The 16,723-nt window shown below is 71.7% G+C and carries 21 protein-coding genes; 12 read left to right on the top strand and 9 right to left on the bottom strand.

Going from position 1 to position 16,723, the window contains the following annotated elements:
* Entirely contained in the window at positions 1-189 is a 189-nt protein-coding gene (locus P1P75_RS20190) for a DUF397 domain-containing protein (RefSeq protein ID WP_319257303.1), read from the bottom strand.
* Between the two features lie 8 nt (positions 190-197).
* Entirely contained in the window at positions 198-1,049 is an 852-nt protein-coding gene (locus tag P1P75_RS20185; protein WP_319257300.1) for a helix-turn-helix transcriptional regulator, read from the bottom strand.
* A 239-nt stretch (positions 1,050-1,288) separates the two neighbouring features.
* Here P1P75_RS20185 and P1P75_RS20180 point away from each other — a divergent pair, with 239 nt between their 5' ends.
* The 4 genes from P1P75_RS20180 (at position 1,289) to P1P75_RS20165 (ending at position 3,245) form a co-directional block, all read left to right on the top strand.
* Entirely contained in the window at positions 1,289-1,723 is a 435-nt protein-coding gene (locus P1P75_RS20180; protein WP_319257298.1) for an ATP-binding protein, read from the top strand.
* 92 nt (positions 1,724-1,815) lie between these two features.
* Entirely contained in the window at positions 1,816-2,292 is a 477-nt protein-coding gene (locus P1P75_RS20175; protein ID WP_086765259.1) for a TM2 domain-containing protein, read from the top strand.
* Complete coding sequence (locus P1P75_RS20170) at positions 2,285-2,695, top strand: DUF2752 domain-containing protein (RefSeq protein WP_319257295.1); 411 nt, start codon at positions 2,285-2,287, stop codon at positions 2,693-2,695. Before P1P75_RS20175 ends, P1P75_RS20170 begins: the two co-directional genes overlap by 8 nt.
* A gap of 286 nt (positions 2,696-2,981) precedes the next feature.
* The gene (locus tag P1P75_RS20165; RefSeq protein ID WP_319257293.1) at positions 2,982-3,245 is read left to right on the top strand and encodes a TM2 domain-containing protein; all 264 of its coding nucleotides are present in this window, start codon (positions 2,982-2,984) and stop codon (positions 3,243-3,245) included.
* A 95-nt stretch (positions 3,246-3,340) separates the two neighbouring features.
* On the opposite strand, the gene P1P75_RS20160 is transcribed toward P1P75_RS20165, so the two are convergent.
* From P1P75_RS20160 to P1P75_RS20140, 5 genes are all read right to left on the bottom strand, one after another.
* Complete coding sequence (locus P1P75_RS20160) at positions 3,341-4,114, bottom strand: succinate dehydrogenase iron-sulfur subunit (RefSeq protein WP_319257291.1); 774 nt, start codon at positions 4,112-4,114, stop codon at positions 3,341-3,343.
* Positions 4,114-5,868: a succinate dehydrogenase flavoprotein subunit gene (gene sdhA, locus P1P75_RS20155; protein WP_086765256.1), complete on the bottom strand. Its 1,755-nt coding sequence runs from the start codon at positions 5,866-5,868 to the stop codon at positions 4,114-4,116. Before sdhA ends, P1P75_RS20160 begins: the two co-directional genes overlap by 1 nt.
* Before the next feature lie 24 nt (positions 5,869-5,892).
* A complete protein-coding gene (locus tag P1P75_RS20150) occupies positions 5,893-6,375 on the bottom strand; it encodes a succinate dehydrogenase hydrophobic membrane anchor subunit (RefSeq protein ID WP_319257288.1) in 483 nt (160 codons plus the stop codon).
* Between the two features lie 5 nt (positions 6,376-6,380).
* On the bottom strand, positions 6,381-6,761 hold the full coding sequence (gene sdhC, locus P1P75_RS20145) for a succinate dehydrogenase, cytochrome b556 subunit (RefSeq protein ID WP_086765252.1): 381 nt from the start codon (positions 6,759-6,761) through the stop codon (positions 6,381-6,383).
* Positions 6,762-7,082: 321 nt separating this feature from the next.
* Positions 7,083-7,652, bottom strand: a complete 570-nt coding sequence (locus tag P1P75_RS20140) for a 2-oxo-4-hydroxy-4-carboxy-5-ureidoimidazoline decarboxylase (protein ID WP_319257286.1) — start codon at positions 7,650-7,652, stop codon at positions 7,083-7,085.
* Positions 7,653-7,889: 237 nt separating this feature from the next.
* On the opposite strand from P1P75_RS20140, the gene P1P75_RS20135 reads away from it, so the two are divergent.
* Positions 7,890-9,482 (top strand): glycoside hydrolase family 20 protein, encoded by a 1,593-nt coding sequence (locus P1P75_RS20135; RefSeq protein ID WP_319257327.1) that lies wholly within the window; start codon positions 7,890-7,892, stop codon positions 9,480-9,482.
* A 120-nt stretch (positions 9,483-9,602) separates the two neighbouring features.
* Complete coding sequence (locus P1P75_RS20130; protein WP_319257284.1) at positions 9,603-10,175, top strand: hypothetical protein; 573 nt, start codon at positions 9,603-9,605, stop codon at positions 10,173-10,175.
* 27 nt (positions 10,176-10,202) lie between these two features.
* On the opposite strand, the gene P1P75_RS20125 is transcribed toward P1P75_RS20130, so the two are convergent.
* Positions 10,203-10,712: a DUF1877 domain-containing protein gene (locus P1P75_RS20125; RefSeq protein WP_319257282.1), complete on the bottom strand. Its 510-nt coding sequence runs from the start codon at positions 10,710-10,712 to the stop codon at positions 10,203-10,205.
* A gap of 244 nt (positions 10,713-10,956) precedes the next feature.
* Between P1P75_RS20125 and P1P75_RS20120 the strand changes: the two genes are divergently transcribed.
* The 6 genes from P1P75_RS20120 to P1P75_RS20095 all read left to right on the top strand — a co-directional run bounded on the left by P1P75_RS20120 (position 10,957) and on the right by P1P75_RS20095 (position 15,877).
* Positions 10,957-11,337 (top strand): hypothetical protein, encoded by a 381-nt coding sequence (locus P1P75_RS20120; RefSeq protein WP_319257280.1) that lies wholly within the window; start codon positions 10,957-10,959, stop codon positions 11,335-11,337.
* 121 nt (positions 11,338-11,458) lie between these two features.
* On the top strand, positions 11,459-11,896 hold the full coding sequence (locus P1P75_RS20115; RefSeq protein WP_319257278.1) for a hypothetical protein: 438 nt from the start codon (positions 11,459-11,461) through the stop codon (positions 11,894-11,896).
* Between the two features lie 185 nt (positions 11,897-12,081).
* Positions 12,082-12,699: an RNA polymerase sigma factor gene (locus P1P75_RS20110; RefSeq protein ID WP_319257276.1), complete on the top strand. Its 618-nt coding sequence runs from the start codon at positions 12,082-12,084 to the stop codon at positions 12,697-12,699.
* Positions 12,700-12,785: 86 nt separating this feature from the next.
* A complete protein-coding gene (locus P1P75_RS20105) occupies positions 12,786-13,661 on the top strand; it encodes a hypothetical protein (RefSeq protein ID WP_319257274.1) in 876 nt (291 codons plus the stop codon).
* Between the two features lie 423 nt (positions 13,662-14,084).
* On the top strand, positions 14,085-14,744 hold the full coding sequence (locus tag P1P75_RS20100) for an RNA polymerase sigma factor (protein ID WP_319257272.1): 660 nt from the start codon (positions 14,085-14,087) through the stop codon (positions 14,742-14,744).
* Positions 14,744-15,877 (top strand): hypothetical protein, encoded by a 1,134-nt coding sequence (locus tag P1P75_RS20095; protein WP_319257270.1) that lies wholly within the window; start codon positions 14,744-14,746, stop codon positions 15,875-15,877. The genes P1P75_RS20100 and P1P75_RS20095 overlap by 1 nt, the downstream gene beginning before the upstream one ends.
* 202 nt (positions 15,878-16,079) lie before the next feature.
* Here the strand turns inward: P1P75_RS20095 and P1P75_RS20090 are convergent.
* Positions 16,080-16,723 (bottom strand): L,D-transpeptidase family protein (locus P1P75_RS20090; RefSeq protein WP_319257269.1); only part of this gene is annotated, 644 nt, incomplete at its 5' end.

The following is a 16,723-nucleotide window of genomic DNA, read 5'->3' as shown; positions in this document are numbered from 1 at the left end:
TCACGGGTTCGTCTTCAGGGTCTCGATGAAGGTGGCGAAGGCGGATGCCGGGAAGGTGAGGGTGGCGCGGGTGGGGGTCTTGGAGTCGCGGATGGCTATGCGGGGGCGATGGATCGCGACCTCCACGCAGGCGTTGCCGTCGCCACTTCCTGAATATGAGGACTTCCGCCAGTTGGTGGGGGTGGTCACGAGATCCCTCACAGTTCCTTGGTCAGCCTGTGGATGAGGTCACGCGACCGCTCGGGCTCGAGTGACGCCCTCTCCACTCTACGGAAGAGTGTTCGGAATACAGCGAGCTGGGCTTCGGAGTCGATGAGCAGCGCGCCGTGCGGGCCGTCCCGGACGACGGTGTCCAGTTTCGGGACGGTGCCGCCGGCGTACACCATGGCGGCTGTTATGTCGGCGAAGTCGTCCAGGTCGAAGGGGATGACCCGGACGGTGATGTGGTCTGCCTCGGAGAGTTCGAGGATGTGGGCAAGCTGCGCCCGAGAGGTGGCCTTGCCGCCCAACCTGATCCGGAGGGCCGCCTCGTGGAGTACTGCCTCGTACGGAGTCGGTGACGGGCCCTCGATGATGGCGCGCCGCTGCATTCGGTGACGGACGCGCAACTCCACTTCGCTCTCGGTAAGTTCGGGGACTCGCCGTGAGAAGAGCACGCGGGCGTAGTTCTCGGTCTGGAGCAAGCCCGGGATGTGAAGAAAGTCCACGTCCCAGCGGAACGCGGCGTAGTGCTCCAACTCGGACAGATCGAGAAACGGTGTAGGAAGTCGCTCCCGGTACTCCTCCCACCACCCACGCGTTCGGTCGGTGGCCATCATGACGAGGGCGTCCACGAACTCGTGGTCCGCACAGGCGTAGTGGGAGGCGAGTCGGCGCAGGCGTTCCTCGCTCACCCCCGCGAGAGCGGACTCGATGTGGCTGATCTGGACGGAACTCACCCCCAGGAGTGCGGCTGCCTCGCGTGCCGGGAGCCCCGCTGCGTGACGAAGCCTGCGCAGCTCGACCGCCAGACGCAACTGGCGTGCCGTGGGTTCGCTCCTCAGCGCCATGGTTCGCTCCTTGGCTCAACGCGCCTGTGGGTGCTACTCGTTCGGAGGCAGATTACGCGATCCACTTGCAAGACATGAAAAATTAGACCTACCTTCGGTGATGCGCCGCACACTCTGCGGAATCGCCGGGATTCCCGGAAGCGCACCGCCCCGTCCTGCCATGACGGCCGCGGCAATGCCACCGCCCGCGAGCCCTTCCGCTGCTCTCCGTAACCCCACCACCGAACCGGAGCTGACGCATGCCCGAAGACGAGAACCCGCAGCAGGCCCAGGCCGGGGAGGCCTGGGAGTACTCCCTCTACATCCCCAACGACCTCCGTGCCGTCACCGTCTCCCGCCGCACCCTCCGGCTGATCCTCACCCTCCACGGGCTGATCGGCCTCGTCGACACCGCCGAGCTGCTCGCCGCCGAGCTGGTGTCCAACGCCGTACGGCACACCAAGGGGCCCGCGGCACTGCGCGTGCGGTGGGCGGACGGGGTGCTGCGGTTCGGGGCCTGGGACGCGGACCCCGAACCGCCCTGGTTCCCGTCCGAGTCGGCCGATCTCGGTGAGGGTGAGAACGGGCGTGGGCTCGGGCTGGTGCGGGCCTGTTCCGACCTCTGGGGTTGGCAGCCGCTGGCGAGGTTCGGGAATCGTGGGAAGTTCGTGTGGTGTGAACTCGCCACCGCGTAGGACGATGGACCACCTGACTTCTTCAGGGCACGTCGTGTCGTGCAAGATGACGTGCATCCGATCGATCGTTTGACTTCGGGGGAGAACCCACCGTGACAGAACAGCCGCAGCAGCCCCAGCAGCCGCCCCAGCCCGGCTACGGGTACCCCAACGCCGGCCAGCAGCAGCCCTACCCCGGTCAGGCGGGCCCCTACGGGTACCCCCAGGGCGGGCAGCCGCAGGCCGGATACCAGCAGCAGGCCGGCTACCAGCAGCAGGGCTACCCGCAGGGCGGCTACCCGCCCCCCGGCGCCGTCCCGCCCGGCACCTACACCGGCGACCCCAACGCCCCCTACGGCTACGACCCCTACGGCCGGCCCCTCTCCGACAAGTCGAAGATCATCGCCGGCATCCTCCAGCTGTTCCTCGGCACCTTCGGCGTCGGCCGCTTCTACATCGGCCACGTCGGCATGGGCCTCGCCCAGCTGTTCACCTGCGGCGGCCTCGGCATCTGGGCGCTGATCGACGGCATCATCCTGCTCACCAGCAACGACAAGACCGACGCCCAGGGCCGGATCCTGCGTGGCTGACGTGGTGGGCGGGGAGCGTGGCTCCCTCCTGCGACACCCGGCGGCGGCACCCCTCGCGGTGTTCGCCGCCGGTCTGGCCGGCTCGGCCTACCTGTACGGCACCGACCCGCACGAGAGCGGCCACCTGCTGCCCCAGTGCCCGTTCCGCTTCGTCACGGGCCTGCTGTGCCCCGCGTGCGGCGGCACCCGCATGACGTACGACCTGATGCACGGTCATCTCGGCGCCGCCTGGCTGGACAACCGCGCCCTGCTCCTCGCCGCGCCCTTCGCGCTCGCGCTGTTGGGCCGCTGGATGTGGGAAGGGCTGCACGGGCGCCGCTGGCGTCCCACCCTCAGCAAGCGCTCCCAGGCCGTGATCCTGGGCCTCGCCGTCACCTGGACCGTGGCGCGCAACGCCTTCTAGGCCCAGCCGGCCGCGTAACGCCTTTCGGGCCCACCGGGTTGGCGTGATCTGATCACGGAATAGGAACGATCGTTCGCTCCTACTCCCCTTTCTCCCGCTGATCTCTCTAGGCTCACGGCTCACAGGGGGACATTCCGCGTGGCCGGAAAAGGCATGCGCGGATGTTGTGGACGCACGGCCCGAGCACGCTCGGTGTATGTGGAACTCGCAGCCCTCCTGGACTCGCCCTTCCGGAGCAACCAGCTTCGGAATCGCCGTAACTCAAAGCAATTCAGGAGCAGTTCTCATGACCGTCCCCACCCCCGAGGCCCCCTACGGTGTCGACCCGATGGGCCGTCCGTACTCCGACAAGTCGAAGATCGTCGCGGGCATCCTCCAGCTCTTCCTGGGCACCCTCGGCATCGGCCGCTTCTACGTCGGTTCCGTCGGCGTGGGCGTCGCCCAGCTCCTCACCTGTGGTGGCCTCGGCTTCTGGGCGCTGATCGACGGCATCCTGTTCCTGACGAGCAACGACCGTACCGACGCCCAGGGCCGTGTCCTGCGCGGCTGATCCGGCTCGCCCAACGCCGAGGGCCCCGCTCCCTGCACTGCAGGAGCGGGGCCCTCGGCGTTGCACCGGATCAGCCGCCGGGATCAGGCCTGCGATCAGTAACGGCGGGTGATGAGCGCCCGCTTCACTTCCTGGATCGCCTTGGTGATCTCGATGCCACGCGGGCAAGCGTCCGTGCAGTTGAACGTCGTACGGCAACGCCACACGCCGTCACGGTCGTTCAGGATCTCCAGGCGCTGCTCGCCGGCCTCGTCGCGCGAGTCGAAGATGAACCGGTGCGCGTTGACGATGGCCGCCGGGCCGAAGTACTGCCCGTCGTTCCAGAACACCGGGCACGAGGACGTGCACGCGGCGCACAGGATGCACTTGGTGGTGTCGTCGAAGCGCTCGCGGTCCTCGGCGCTCTGGAGCCGTTCCCGCGTGGGCTCGTTCGTGTCCTTCGTGATGAGGAAGGGCATGACGTCGCGGTACGCCTGGAAGAACGGGTCCATGTCGACCACGAGGTCCTTGAGGACCGTGAGGCCCTTTATGGCCTCGACCGTGATCGGCTTGGCGGGGTTGAGGTCCTTGATCAGGGTCTTGCAGGCCAGGCGGTTCTTGCCGTTGATCCGCATCGCGTCGGAACCGCAGATGCCGTGCGCGCAGGAACGGCGGAACGTCAGGGTGCCGTCCAGCTCCCACTTGATCTTGTGGAGGGCGTCGAGGACACGCTCCTTGGGGTCGATCTCCACCTGGAAGTCGTCCCAGAACGCCTCGGCCGCGACCTCCGGGTTGAACCGGCGGATCCGGAAGGTGACGGTGATGTAGGGGGAGTCGGCGAAACCGGGCTCGGGGGCCGAGTCAGCCTTGTCCAGAACAGGGGTAGCCATCAGTACTTACGCTCCATCGGCTGGTAGCGGGTCTGGACGACCGGCTTGTAGTCGAGACGGATGGACTCGGTGCCGTCGTCGCCCACCTCGCGGTACGCCATGGTGTGGCGCATGAAGTTGATGTCGTCGCGGTTGGGGTAGTCCTCGCGGTAGTGACCGCCGCGGGACTCCTTGCGGGCGAGGGCGGACACGGCCATGACCTCGGCCAGGTCGAGCAGGTTGCCCAGCTCGACGGCCTCCAGCAGGTCGGTGTTGAACCGCTTGCCCTTGTCCTGGATCGAGACGTTCAGGTAGCGCTCGCGCAGCTCGGCGATCTTCTCGACCGCCGTCTTGATCGTCTGCTCGGTGCGGAACACCATGACGTTGGCGTCCATGGTCTCCTGCAGCTCGCGACGGATCGTCGAGACCCGCTCGGTGCCCGTCGAGGCGCGCAGCCGCTCGATCTGCGCGACGACCAGGGACGCGGGGTCCTCCGGCAGGTCGACGTAGTCGGCCTTCTGCGAGTACTCGGCGGCGGCGATGCCCGCGCGCTTGCCGAACACGTTGATGTCCAGCAGCGAGTTCGTGCCGAGCCGGTTGGCGCCGTGCACGGACACGCAGGCGACCTCACCGGCGGCGTACAGGCCGGGCACCACCGTCGTGTTGTCGGCGAGCACCTCACCCTGGACGTTCGTCGGGATGCCGCCCATCGCGTAGTGCGCGGTGGGCTGGATCGGGATCGGGTCCGTGTACGGCTCGATACCGAGGTAGGTGCGCGCGAACTCGGTGATGTCCGGCAGCTTGGCGTCGAGCTGCTCCGGCGGGAGGTGCGTGAGGTCGAGGTAGACGTGGTCGCCCTCGGGACCGCAGCCGCGGCCCTCACGGATCTCCGTGTAGATGGACCGGGACACGACGTCACGCGACGCCAGGTCCTTCATGACGGGCGCGTACTTCTCCATGAAGCGCTCGCCGTCCTTGTTGCGGAGGATGCCACCCTCACCGCGGGCGCCCTCCGTCAGCAGGATGCCCATGCGCCAGATGCCGGTCGGGTGGAACTGGAAGAACTCCATGTCCTCCAGCGGGAGGCCGCGACGGTAGACCGCCGCCTGCCCGTCACCCGTCAGCGTGTGCGCGTTGGACGTCACCTTGAAGAACTTGCCGGTGCCGCCCGAGGCGTAGATCACGGCCTTCGCCTGGAAGACGTGGATCTCGCCGGTGGCCAGCTCGTACGCCACGACGCCGGCCGACCGCTTGACGCCGTCGACCTCGGTGATCAGCTGGTCCAGGACGTAGAACTCGTTGAAGAACTCCACGCCCTCCTTCACGCAGTTCTGGTACAGCGTCTGGAGGATCATGTGGCCGGTGCGGTCGGCCGCGTAGCAGGACCGGCGGACCGGGGCCTCGCCGTGGTTGCGGCTGTGACCGCCGAAGCGGCGCTGGTCGATCGTGCCGTCCGGGGTCCGGTTGAACGGCAGGCCCATCTTCTCCAGGTCGAGGACCGAGTCGATGGCCTCCTTCGCGAGGATCTCGGCGGCGTCCTGGTCGACCAGGTAGTCACCGCCCTTGATCGTGTCGAAGGTGTGCCACTCCCAGTTGTCCTCCTCCACGTTGGCCAGCGCGGCGGCCATGCCGCCCTGCGCCGCGCCCGTGTGGGAGCGGGTGGGGTAGAGCTTCGTCAGGACCGCGGTGCGGCTGCGCTTGGTCGACTCGATCGCGGCGCGCATACCGGCGCCGCCGGCGCCGACGATGACGGTGTCGTACTTGTGGATCTTCATGGGTGGATTACCTCAGCCCCGTGCCTAGCGGATGTTCGGGTCGAAGGTGAAGATCACCAGCGTGCCCAGCAGGATGGTGAACACCGTGGCGGTGTAGAGCAGGCCCTTCAGCCACAGCCGGGTGTTCGCGCGCTCCGCGTAGTCGTTGATGACCGTGCGCAGGCCGTTGGCGCCGTGCAGCATCGCCAGCCACAGCATCAGCAGGTCCCAGACCTGCCAGAACGGCGAGGCCCAGCGGCCGGCCACGAAGGCGAAGCCGATCTTGGAGACGCCGCCGTCCAGCACCAGCTGGATCAGCAGGTGACCGAGGACGAGGACGACCAGCACCACGCCGGAGAGGCGCATGAAGAGCCAGGCGGCCATCTCGAAGTTGCCCCGGGTCGACTTCGGGGACTTCTTGGTCCGCTGGCGCGGGGCCTCGATCAGGGGCGCCGGATTGTCGACGCTGTACAGGGAGGCGCCCTCGACGGGGCCGATCCCGGACGCGGTGGTTTCAGTGGTGGCCATCTGTCTCAGCTCCCGAACACTTCACGAGCGGCGTGGCCGAGGACGGGGTAGATCGCCCCGATCATCAGCACGACCCAGATGCCGACGACGGTCCAGAGCATCTGCTTCTGGTAGCGCGGGCCCTTCGACCAGAAGTCGACGGCGATGACACGCAGGCCGTTCAGCGCGTGGAAGAGGATGGCGGCCACCAGGCCGTACTCCAGCACGGCGACGAGCGGGGTCTTGTACGTGGCTACGACCTTGTCGTAGTCCTCGGGGGAGACACGCACGAGTGCGGTGTCCAGCACGTGTACGAACAGGAAGAAGAAGATGAGGACGCCGGTGACTCGATGAGCCACCCAGGACCACATTCCTTCCCGGCCGCGGTACAGCGTTCCAGCCGGCACGGAAGAACCCTCCGGGAGCGGGGATTGGGGCCTGCCGGCTTCGGCGTCGGACGGGCCCGGCCGGGTACGGTCCACCGGCCCCCAGCATCGTAGCGACGCGCTGGCGCTCGGCTTACGGGGGGCCTACCGGTGTGATCAAAGTGGCACGCGAATGAGTGAGCGGGTGCGGCAAATGGGGTGGGGTGTGGAGTATGTCCCGCTGCGGACCCGCTGCGGACCCGCTGCGGACCCGCTGCGGACCCGCTGCGGACCCGCTGCGGACCGCGATGACCGGCCACGCCCCGTGATGGTCGGCCGTGCCCCGTGATCGGGCGGCGGATGTCACAGTCCCGCACCCCTGAGGGCGCCGGTCAGGCGCTGCCTCGCCAGGCGACGTAGCTCCTCCCCGACCACTTCCCGCTCCTTCTCCGGATCGTTCGCCCATCGTGACCGGATGGTTTCCAGCACGTAGTCGAGGGTCTCGTTCGGGGGAACGCCGTCCAGGCAGATGACGAACGTGTGGCCGAAACGGGCCTCGTAGGCCGCGTGTGCCGCGCCGAGCGCCATGTGTGCCGCGCCGTACGCGTCCTCCGGCAGGGGCGGCAGGGACTCGGCCGCCAGCGCCTCGGTGAGGTCCCCCGCCGTCAGGTCGTACGCCGCCTCGTCCGACGCGGCGAGGAGGGCGTCCAGGGTGGGGTACGGGCGGTGCGCGGCCATGCGGTGGGCCCAGCTGAGGCTGCGGAGGCAGTCGAGGAGGATGCGGTGGGCCTCTGCCGCGGGCGCGCCGTTGAACCCTTCCAGTGCGGCGGAGGCCGGCGGAGGGGTCCGGGTCTGTTCCGGGAGGGCCGGCACGGCGACCCGGTCCGGAAGGTCGGAGAGACGGTGCGCAGGCAGCGTGGATCCTCGCGTCACGTGTGGGGTGGCAGGGGATGCGGTGAAGGGTGTGACGTCACGTTATCGAGAGGGGGCGTGACGTGTCCGACGGATGCCCGAATTTCACCCCCACGGGCGAGTTTCGAAACGGGGGGCGGACCCCTTCGGCGCGACTCGGACGGATCCGGGTCGTAGGTTGGCGGGGTGAGCAGGCACAGGCATCGGCGCCACGCGCCGGAGAAGAGGCCGCAGGACAAGGCCGTACGGAGGGCCCTTCTGGCCGGCGGCCTCGTCGTCGTGCTCGGAGCCGGCGTGGGCGTCTGGGCCTCCGGGGACGGCGACGGCGCGGCGCCCGCCGGATCCGCCGCCGACCGGGCCGCCGGCACGTCCGGCGATCCGGCCCCGTCGGCGTCGAGCGCGAGCCCGTCGCCCACCCGGTCCTACGCCCTCTCCACGGCTCCCCGCACCATTCCCGCCGTCCGCGCGCACACCCCGGCGCGCGGGCCCGGCTGGCAGCCGGCCGCGAAGCAGCGGGTCGTCGTGAACGACGCGGACCTGGCCGACGAGGGCCGGCTCGTCGCCGGTGAGCTGGGGATGACGTACGCGGGCGAGCGGGACGACGTGCGCGCCGGAGACCTGCGGCTGGCGCTCAACGACGACGAGGGCGCGAACCCGGAGTCGTACACCATGACCGTGCGCGGCGGGCAGGTGACCGTCAGCGGGCGGTCCGACGCGGGCGTGTTCTACGGCACCCGCACCCTCAAGCAGGAGGTGCGCGGTGGCGGTACGGCGCCCGAGGGCATCGTGCGCGACGAGCCGGCCAAGCCACGGCGCGGGTTCATGCTGGACATCGCGCGCAAGAACTTCAGCGCCGGGTGGATCGAGGACCGGGTGCGGGAGCTGGGGGACCTGAAGTTCAACGAACTGGGCCTGCACTTCTCCGACGACCAGGCCTTCCGGATCGAGTCCGACACCCACCCCGAGATCGTCTCCACCCAGCATCTGACCAAGGCGCAGGTCAGGAAGATCGTCGACCTGGCGGAGAGCCGGCACATCACCGTCGTGCCCGAGATCGACTCGCCCGGACACCTGGGCGCCGTCCTCGCCGCCCACCCCGAGCTGCAACTGCGCAACGCGAGCGGTGTCGCGACCCGCGGGGCGATCGACATCTCCAAGGACGCCTCCGCCGCCCTCCTCGACGACCTCCTCGACGAGTACGCGGGGCTGTTCCCCGGCGGGCAGTGGCACCTGGGCGGCGACGAGTACCAGGCCCTGACGGTCTCGAACCCGGAGGCCTCCTACCCGCAGCTCGCCGCCGCCGCGCGGGAGCGGTACGGGTCCGGCGCCACCGTCGCCGACCTCGCGACCGGCTGGCTCGACGACCGCGCCGACACCGTCCGCGCCCACGACCGCACCGTGCGGGCCTGGAACGACGGCTTCTTCAAGGGCACGTCGGTGCAGGCCGACGCCGCCCTCCAGGTCGCCTACTGGACCGGCAAGGAGATCGGGGCCCGCCCGCCCACCGACTACCTCAGCGCGGGCCGCGAGGTCATCAACTACAACGACGAGTACCTCTACTACGTCCTCGGACAGCCGCAGACCTTCGTCTATCCGACCGGGCAGCGGATCTACGAGCAGTGGACCCCGCGCGTGCTGCGCGGCACGACACCGGTGCCCGCGCGCTACGACGACCAGATCCTCGGCGGGACCTTCGCCGTCTGGTGCGACCTGGCGAACTCGCAGACCCAGGCCCAGGTCGCGGCCGGCATCCGGATGCCGCTGCGGGCGACCGTGCAGAAGCTGTGGGACCCGGGCGCGCCGGAGCTGTCCTGGGCCCAGTTCAAGGCGCTGGCGGACCGCCTGGGCTGAACCCCCGCCACCTGGCCGAAAACCTCTCCTCGCCGTCCCCTGTGACACTCCTCGGCTGTCGCACGCAGTAAGGGGAAGTGCGGGCTCCGTAAGGGCGGTGCCCTGGACAGGGAGGCGTGAATGAGCCTGGTGGACCTCATCGCCCAGGCCGACGAACGCGGTCTGGCCGCGAGCGGACTGGCTTGTTTGGATCGGTGCGCGCCCCTCCTCGGGGGTGACGACGAGATCCTGCGCCCGCTGTGGGGCAACCTCACGGAGGCGTCCGACGCGGCCGACTGGGGCGCAATCCTGGACCAGATACGCGCAAAGCTGGGCGAGGGGGACGGCGAGGACGACGGGGACGACGGAGACGACGAGGCCGTCCTGCTCGCCCGGCGGATGCTGGCGGCCGCCCCCGCCGAACGCACCGGCGCACAGGTCCGGGTCTGGGCGGACGCCTGCTCGGTCGCCTCGCTCCAGATCCACCGGCTCCTCGACCCGGCCGACGACCTCGCCACGCTCGACTCCCGCCGCGAGGGCCGTACGCAGGACATGCCGCCGCTGGCAGCCGCCGAACTGCGCCGCCAGATCACCGTCCTGGAGGTCGTCGCAGGACACGGCGCGGGCGGGCTGCGCCGGGCGCTGGAGGTGTCCGTGGAGGGACGCCGGGTGCTGCGGGCGGTGGTCTCCCGCAGGGCACGCGGACGGAAGTGAGCCCGGCGGGTCAGCGGGAGGGGTGACTCAGGTGTGCAGCCACTTCACCACGGCCTCGCCGTACCGCGCGGTCGTCGTGCAGAAGGCCGTCAGGTCTGCGTGGGCGGCGGCGAAGGAAGCGCGGGTGCGGGCCTCCTCGGCCGGGCCGCCGTAGCGGGGGAGCAGCTCGGGGCGGACCGGGCGCCACGGGTCGTCGAAGTCGGAACCGGCGAGGAAGGCCGCCACCCGGGTAGTCCGGGCCGCCGTGAGCAGCAGGAACGGCGACTGCTCGGGGCCGGTGGAGCAGACCCGCCGGCCGCCGAGGACCACATGGGCGCCGGGCCCCGCGTCGGCGTGCTCCGGCGGGGCGTCGGCGTAGAGGAGCTGCTGGTCGGGGTAGCGGTCGCCCAGACCTCCTCGCGGTGCCGTCTCATCCGACCGCGCAGGGCGTCCTGGTCGTCGTCGAAGAGTCTCCGCAGCCGGCTGGTGCTGTTGCGCAGCGCCGAGGCCGGTACGGCGCGGAAGTGGAAGTACGCGCTCATCACTGCGGCAGCGCACGGAAGGGCGCGGGTGTCACTCCCGTGTCCCTCGTGCGGGGAAGGTGGGGCGGTCCTGCGCGGGTTGCGGGAACAGGCCCGTACGGCGTGACGGAAACCGTGCGGACCTCGCTGTTGCGTATGTGACGTGGAATGTGACTCAAGGTGGGGCGGACGCCGCGACGTGGGCTCCGGCACCGGGGCGGACCCAGCCGGCCGGCCGGCCCTCCGCCGCCGCGAAACCGGCGCGGTGGGCGGCGGACGCCGTGACCGCCCTGCGCGAAGGCGCGCGGCTGCACCTCGACTACTCGGCACAGAGCCTGTGGCGCGTCGACCGGGTGATCGACGAGCTGCGCCGCGAGGACACGCCGTACGACGCCGTGGAGAACGTGCTGCGCGGGCTCGGGGCGTACGCCGGTGAGGTGATCGTGCGCCGGACCGGCGGAGAGTGGTGGTCGACCGGCGGCGACCACTGGGTCCGTACCCCCGACGGCCGCCTGTGGGACCCGGTCGACGAGGCCCGCCGCGCCTTCGCCGGCCACGGCTCCCTGCGCCTGCTGTGCCGGGACGCGACGGGCTGGCCCCACCGGGCCCGCACGCCGGGAAGGGACCCCCGCGCCGGAGCCCCTCCCCGGTGTGACCAGTGACACAGCCGGGACCCGTGATGCCTGCGCCGCCCGATCCGCTGGGGCAGGCGGGGGAGACCTGATGCCCGGCGGTCCCCCTACCCGAGGGGAGGGGACGGACCCGATGGATGACGAGAGCGGGATGAGAGCACGCGCGGCCGGATTCGTCGCGCGCGTCGACGCGCGCGGCCGGCTGCCGCTGGACTACTCCGTCGCCAGCCTGCGCGTCGTCGACTTCCTGGTCGACGGCCTGCGCAAGGGCGGCGCGGACCGGGAGCGGGCGCACGACACGCTGGTCGAACTCGGGGCGTACGTGGGGGAGGTCCTGGTCCGCCGGGCCGGCGCCGTCTGGGTCGACCTCGACGAACGCCAGCGGGCCTGGTTCGGCCAGCCCGTCGGCGTACGCATGCCGGACGGACGGGTCTGGAACCCCCTCGGCAAGGTCGTCAACCGCTTCGAGGCGGGCGGCACCGACGAGTCCCTGCACACCTTCTACCTGACCCTGCACGGCCGGGCCCGGCGGACCCCGGGCAGGGGCGCGCCGGCCAGGGGGGCAGCGGCCAGGGGGGCAGCGGCCTGACCCCGGGACCCGCCGCAGGCACCGGCACGGTCCCACGGGGGTGGGCCGAGCCGGTGCCGACGGTGTCCTGTGACATTTCTGTGCGGCCTGACGCTGATGACCGTGGGGGCGAGGACGCGGCGGGGAGGTCCGCACGGCGCGTTCGCCACGCACCCGCCACGAACTCCGCACGAACGAGGACAGTCTTGGGCCAGGGAGGGGAACCCCGGCGCGCGCAGGCGTACGACGGGGAACTGGGCGCGGCGGTAGCGCGAGCCCAGGACGGCGACGAGTCCGCGTTCGCGGTCGCGTACCGGATGGTGCAACCGGGGCTGCTCGGCTATCTGCGCGGCATCGTCGGCGACGACGCCGAGGACGTCGCCTCCGACGCCTGGCTGGAGATCGCCCGCGACCTCGGACGGTTCAAGGGCGACGGGGCGGGATTCCGGGGCTGGACGGCGACCATCGCCCGGCACCGGGCCCTGGACCACCTGCGCAGGCTGCGGGTACGGCCCCGGGCGTCGGCGCTCGAACAGGACGTCCTCGACCTGCCCGGCCCGCACAGCACCCACGACCAGGTCGCGGAGTCGCTGTCCACGGAGCGCGCCCTGGAACTGGTCCGCGGACTGCCGCCCGACCAGGCCGAGGCCGTCCTGCTGAGAGTCGTCGTCGGCCTCGACGGACCCGCGGCGGCCCGCGTCCTCGGCAAGCGGCCCGGCGCGGTCCGCACGGCCGCGCACCGGGGGCTGAAGCGGCTCGCGCGCCAGCTCGGCGTCGAAGGTGTGACGGATGAAGGCCCCCGGACGCTGGGGGAGTCGAAATGAACGGTGACGGTCGCGGCCCGTATGGACCAGGGGCGGCGGACGTACCCGGCGGCAGAGATCGAACAGCACGACAGGCGGAATCGGACATGGGTGAACGGACGAGCGGCGGCGGAGACGCCCACCGCCGGCACGCGCACCCCGCCCGCTCCGCCCCGGACACGGACGGTCACCCCCAGGTGGAAGCGCTGCTCGCGCGCGCCCTGCGGCACACGGACGGCGCTCCCGAGCGCGAGCGGCAGGCCGTCGCGGCCTTCCGGGCCGCGCGGGAGGCCGGCGCGCACCGGGCCCGTACCCGGCGCCGGGACGACTGGCGGCCCCGCGCGCAGCGGCACACCGTCCGCTCACTCAGGGCCGCGCTCTCCGTGCTCCTCGCGAGCCTCACCCTCGGCGGTGTCGCGGTCGCCGCGATCGGCTCCGCCGGTTCCTCGCAGGACGGCGCCGACGACGGCGCCCGCCGGACCCCGTCGGCGAGCACGCCAGACGGCCGGCGCGCCGCACCCGCGCCCACCCTCACCCCCGGCACCTCCGCCGATCAGGACAGGCCGCCGTCCGCCCAGGACACCGAGGCCCAGTGCCGCGCCTACGACCAGGTCGCGGGCCGGGGCAAGGCGCTGGACGCCACGGCGTGGCAGCGCCTCCTGGCCGCCGCGGGCGGCGAGGAGCACGTGACCGCCTACTGCGCGGCCCGCCACGCCTCGGCCACGCCGGCCCCGGAGAACACCGGCGGGGGCGAGGGCGGTCGGGACAAGAGCGGCGAGGGCGCGGACCCGGCCCCCGCAACCACGGGCGATCCCGGCAACGCCGGAACCACCGAAGGCGCGGCAAACACCGGAACGGCCGGAAACACCGGAACGGCCGGAAACACCGGAACGGGTGGAAGCACCGGAACGGGTGGAAACACGGGGAACAACGGCCGGCCGGGGCCCGAGAAGACACCGGACGCCAAGGGCGGGGAGCAGTGACCGGGCAGCAGTGATCGGGCAGAAGTGACCTGTCAGGAGTGACCGGGGAGCAGTAACCGCTCTCGTGCCGGCCCCCGCCGGTGGCCCGGAGGACGCCGCCACCGTCGTGCCGCCAAAGCAACGGCCGGAGCCGCCACCCCCCACAGGAGAGGCCCCGGCCGTCGCGCGGCACGGGCCGCGCGGCGACCCGTATCTCCTACAGCGCCATGAGTGCGTTTTCTGTCACACCCCCCGTCCGGGCATCCGCGTCACGAGTCGGTTGCAGCTTGTTCGGACATGGACGACCAGTGGTTTCAGGTCGTAACGTGCCTTTCGCGCCGGACGGCGGAAGGGCTGAGCAGCGTGACCGACTGCGGCCGCGACCATGAGCGGCCCCGACCATCTGCGGTCGGCGAACCGCACCATCGACCGAGGAACCACGACGTGGGGGACGACGCGGAGCTGACAGCCGCGGTGCTTGCGGCACAGAACGGGGACGAGACCGCTTTCCGCGCTGTGTACCGCTCGGTGCACCCGCGGCTCCTCGGGTACGTCCGCACCCTGGTCGGCGACCTCGACGCCGAGGACGTCACCTCCGAGTCCTGGCTGCAGATAGCGCGCGACCTGGAGCGGTTCAGCGGGGACGCCGACCGCTTCCGCGGCTGGGCCGCCCGGATCGCCCGCAACCGCGCCCTGGACCACATCCGGATGCGCGGGCGCCGGCCCGTGGCCGTCGGCGACGAGACGGAACTGACGGGCCGGGCCGCCGAGTCCGACACCGCGGGCGAGGCCATGGAGGCGCTCGCCACCGGCCGCACCCTCGACCTGATCTCCCGCCTCCCGCAGGACCAGGCCGAGGCGGTCGTCCTGCGGGTCGTGGTGGGCCTGGACGCCAAGACCGCCGCCGAGACGCTCGGCAAACGGCCCGGCGCCGTCCGCACGGCCGCGCACCGTGGGCTGCGAAAGCTGGCCGAGCTGCTCGGTGAGGATCCGGACACGGCGGGCGTGCTCGACGCGCTGCCGGCGCAACGGGGCCCGAGGGGGCGCGTGGTGCCGTCCGGCGGTGTGACGCATGCGTGCGCGCCGACGCAGAAGGACATGTGATGGCCGACGATCCCAATGTCTTCCCCGGGGACGGGGAACCCCCCACCGGCCCCGCCGCGGGCCGCTCCGACGGCCGCTGGCTGAACCGCGAGACGGCGGAACGCCTGCTGACCGGGGAAGCGGTGGACAACGCTGTCGCACCCGCCCACCGGGCCGAGGCCGACAGGCTGGCGAGGACTCTGGGCGCGCTCGCCGCGATGTCGGCCGCCGCCCCCGTCCCCGACGACGAGGAACTCCCCGGCGAGGCGGCGGCTCTCGCCGCGTTCCGCAAGACGCACGCGGACCGCGCGGACCGCGCGGACCGTACGGCGGACGGGCGGTCGGGTTTCGCCCCGGGGCCCGGCTCCTCCTCCCGGCCGCCGGTGCCGCCCGCCGCCGACGCCGGTGTGGTCCGCATCGGCGGCCGTACCTCGTCGTACGGCCGTCGTCGTCCCCGCTGGAGGCGCCCCGCCCGGCTGGGACTGGCCGCCGCGCTGACCTTCGGCATGGTCGGCGGGGTGGCGGTCGCGGCCGGTACCGGGCTCCTGTCCACGCCGTTCGACGACGCCGAACCGGGTCCGGCGGCCTCCGTGTCGGCCGCCGCGACCCCAGGACCGGACCGCCTGCTCGTCTCGCCCCCGCCCGAGGCGACCCCCGGTGGCGGCGCGGGCTCGGCGGCCCCCGACGGTGACGCCGGGACCACCCCGGCTCCTGGTGTGCCGGGTTCCGCCGACGACCTGAGCCAGGCCTGCCGTGAGAAGGGCACCGGCCGGACGCTGGGCGCCGAGCGCCGCCGCGCCCTGGAACGTGCCGCGGGCGGCTCCGCGCGCGTCCACGCCTACTGCGTGGGCCTCCTCGGCGACCGCGGCCGGGGCAGCCAGGACTCCACCGGGTCGGGCGGCGGCAAGGGCGGCAAGGGAAGCAAGGGCGACAAGAGTGGGAGGACCGGCGGCACGGCAGGCCAGGACGGAAAGGGCAAGGACGGCAAGGGCAAGGACGGCAAGGGCCGGGGCGGCAGCGGAGGCGACGCCGGGATGCCGGGCGGCAAGGGCGGCAAGTCCTCCGGCGGCGGCAACGGCGGCGGCAACGATGAGGGCAAGGGTGAGGGCAAGGGTGAGGGCAAGGGCAGAGGCAGCGCCGCCGACGCCCGCTGACCATGCCCCTGACCTGCGACTTCTCGGTCCGTAAAAATTTCCTGCCGCAGGGTGTGACGTTTTTGGCGGCTCCGGCGCAGTAAGTAGTGAGCCGACTGGTCATCGGCCCTCGCACCGAGCCGGGGTTCCCCCCGTACCTACGGCTCGTGCACCTGGCGCGGGCGGGACACGTTCCCCCGGTCCCGCTCGCGCCCCATACCTCTCACCAGGAGACGACGACCTTGTCGCCGTTCCTCACCTGCGCGAACAGCTCAGCGATCGCCGCCTCGTCCCGTACGTTGACGCAACCGTGCGAGGCCCCCGCGTATCCGCGGGCCGCGAAGTCCGACGAGAAGTGCACCGCCTGCCCACCGCTGAAGAACATCGCGTACGGCATCGGCGAGTCGTAGAGCGTGGACACGTGGTGGCGGGACTTCCAGTAGACGCGGAACACCCCCTCGCGGGTGGGGGTGTACTGGGAGCCGAACCGGACCGACACCGTGCTCAGCGTCCGCCCGTCGACCATCCAGCGCAGGGTGCGGCTCGTCTTGTCGACGCACAGCGCCCGCCCGGTCAGGCACCGCGCGTCGGGTTCGGCGGCCGGCTGACCGCCCATCAGATACAGCTCCCACCGGTCCGGCTCGTGCGTCATCGCCAGCAGCCGCCGCCAGGTGACGGAGTCCGTCCGCCCGGTCCTGGGCAGCCCGCGCTTGCCCTGGAATCCCTTCACGGCGTCCTCGGTGCGGGCGTCGTAGCTCCCGCTGGGCCCTTCGAACAGCCAGGCCACCTGCCGCAGCCGGGCCTGGAGCTCGCGGATGTCGAGTCCGGAGTCGCCGGGCGACCACAGGACGCGGGGCGGGGGAGCGG

The sequence above is a fragment of the Streptomyces sp. ID05-39B genome, from assembly GCF_033794725.1.
Classification (GTDB): domain Bacteria; phylum Actinomycetota; class Actinomycetes; order Streptomycetales; family Streptomycetaceae; genus Streptomyces; species Streptomyces bobili.
Note: the sequence above shows the minus strand (reverse complement) of the source record. Positions and strands in the feature narration are given on the sequence as shown.

Excerpts from the sequence above, each read along its gene's own strand:
- P1P75_RS20185 (WP_319257300.1), bottom strand. The coding sequence starts at position 1,049 with ATGGCGCTGAGGAGCGAACCCACGGCACGCCAGTTGCGTCTGGCGGTC.
- P1P75_RS20180 (WP_319257298.1), top strand. The coding sequence starts at position 1,289 with ATGCCCGAAGACGAGAACCCGCAGCAGGCCCAGGCCGGGGAGGCCTGG.
- P1P75_RS20165 (WP_319257293.1), top strand. The coding sequence starts at position 2,982 with ATGACCGTCCCCACCCCCGAGGCCCCCTACGGTGTCGACCCGATGGGC.
- P1P75_RS20160 (WP_319257291.1), bottom strand. The coding sequence starts at position 4,114 with ATGGCTACCCCTGTTCTGGACAAGGCTGACTCGGCCCCCGAGCCCGGT.
- sdhA (WP_086765256.1), bottom strand. The coding sequence starts at position 5,868 with ATGAAGATCCACAAGTACGACACCGTCATCGTCGGCGCCGGCGGCGCC.
- P1P75_RS20150 (WP_319257288.1), bottom strand. The coding sequence starts at position 6,375 with ATGGCCACCACTGAAACCACCGCGTCCGGGATCGGCCCCGTCGAGGGC.
- P1P75_RS20130 (WP_319257284.1), top strand. The coding sequence starts at position 9,603 with ATGAGCCTGGTGGACCTCATCGCCCAGGCCGACGAACGCGGTCTGGCC.
- P1P75_RS20115 (WP_319257278.1), top strand. The coding sequence starts at position 11,459 with ATGAGAGCACGCGCGGCCGGATTCGTCGCGCGCGTCGACGCGCGCGGC.
- P1P75_RS20105 (WP_319257274.1), top strand. The coding sequence starts at position 12,786 with ATGGGTGAACGGACGAGCGGCGGCGGAGACGCCCACCGCCGGCACGCG.
- P1P75_RS20095 (WP_319257270.1), top strand. The coding sequence starts at position 14,744 with ATGGCCGACGATCCCAATGTCTTCCCCGGGGACGGGGAACCCCCCACC.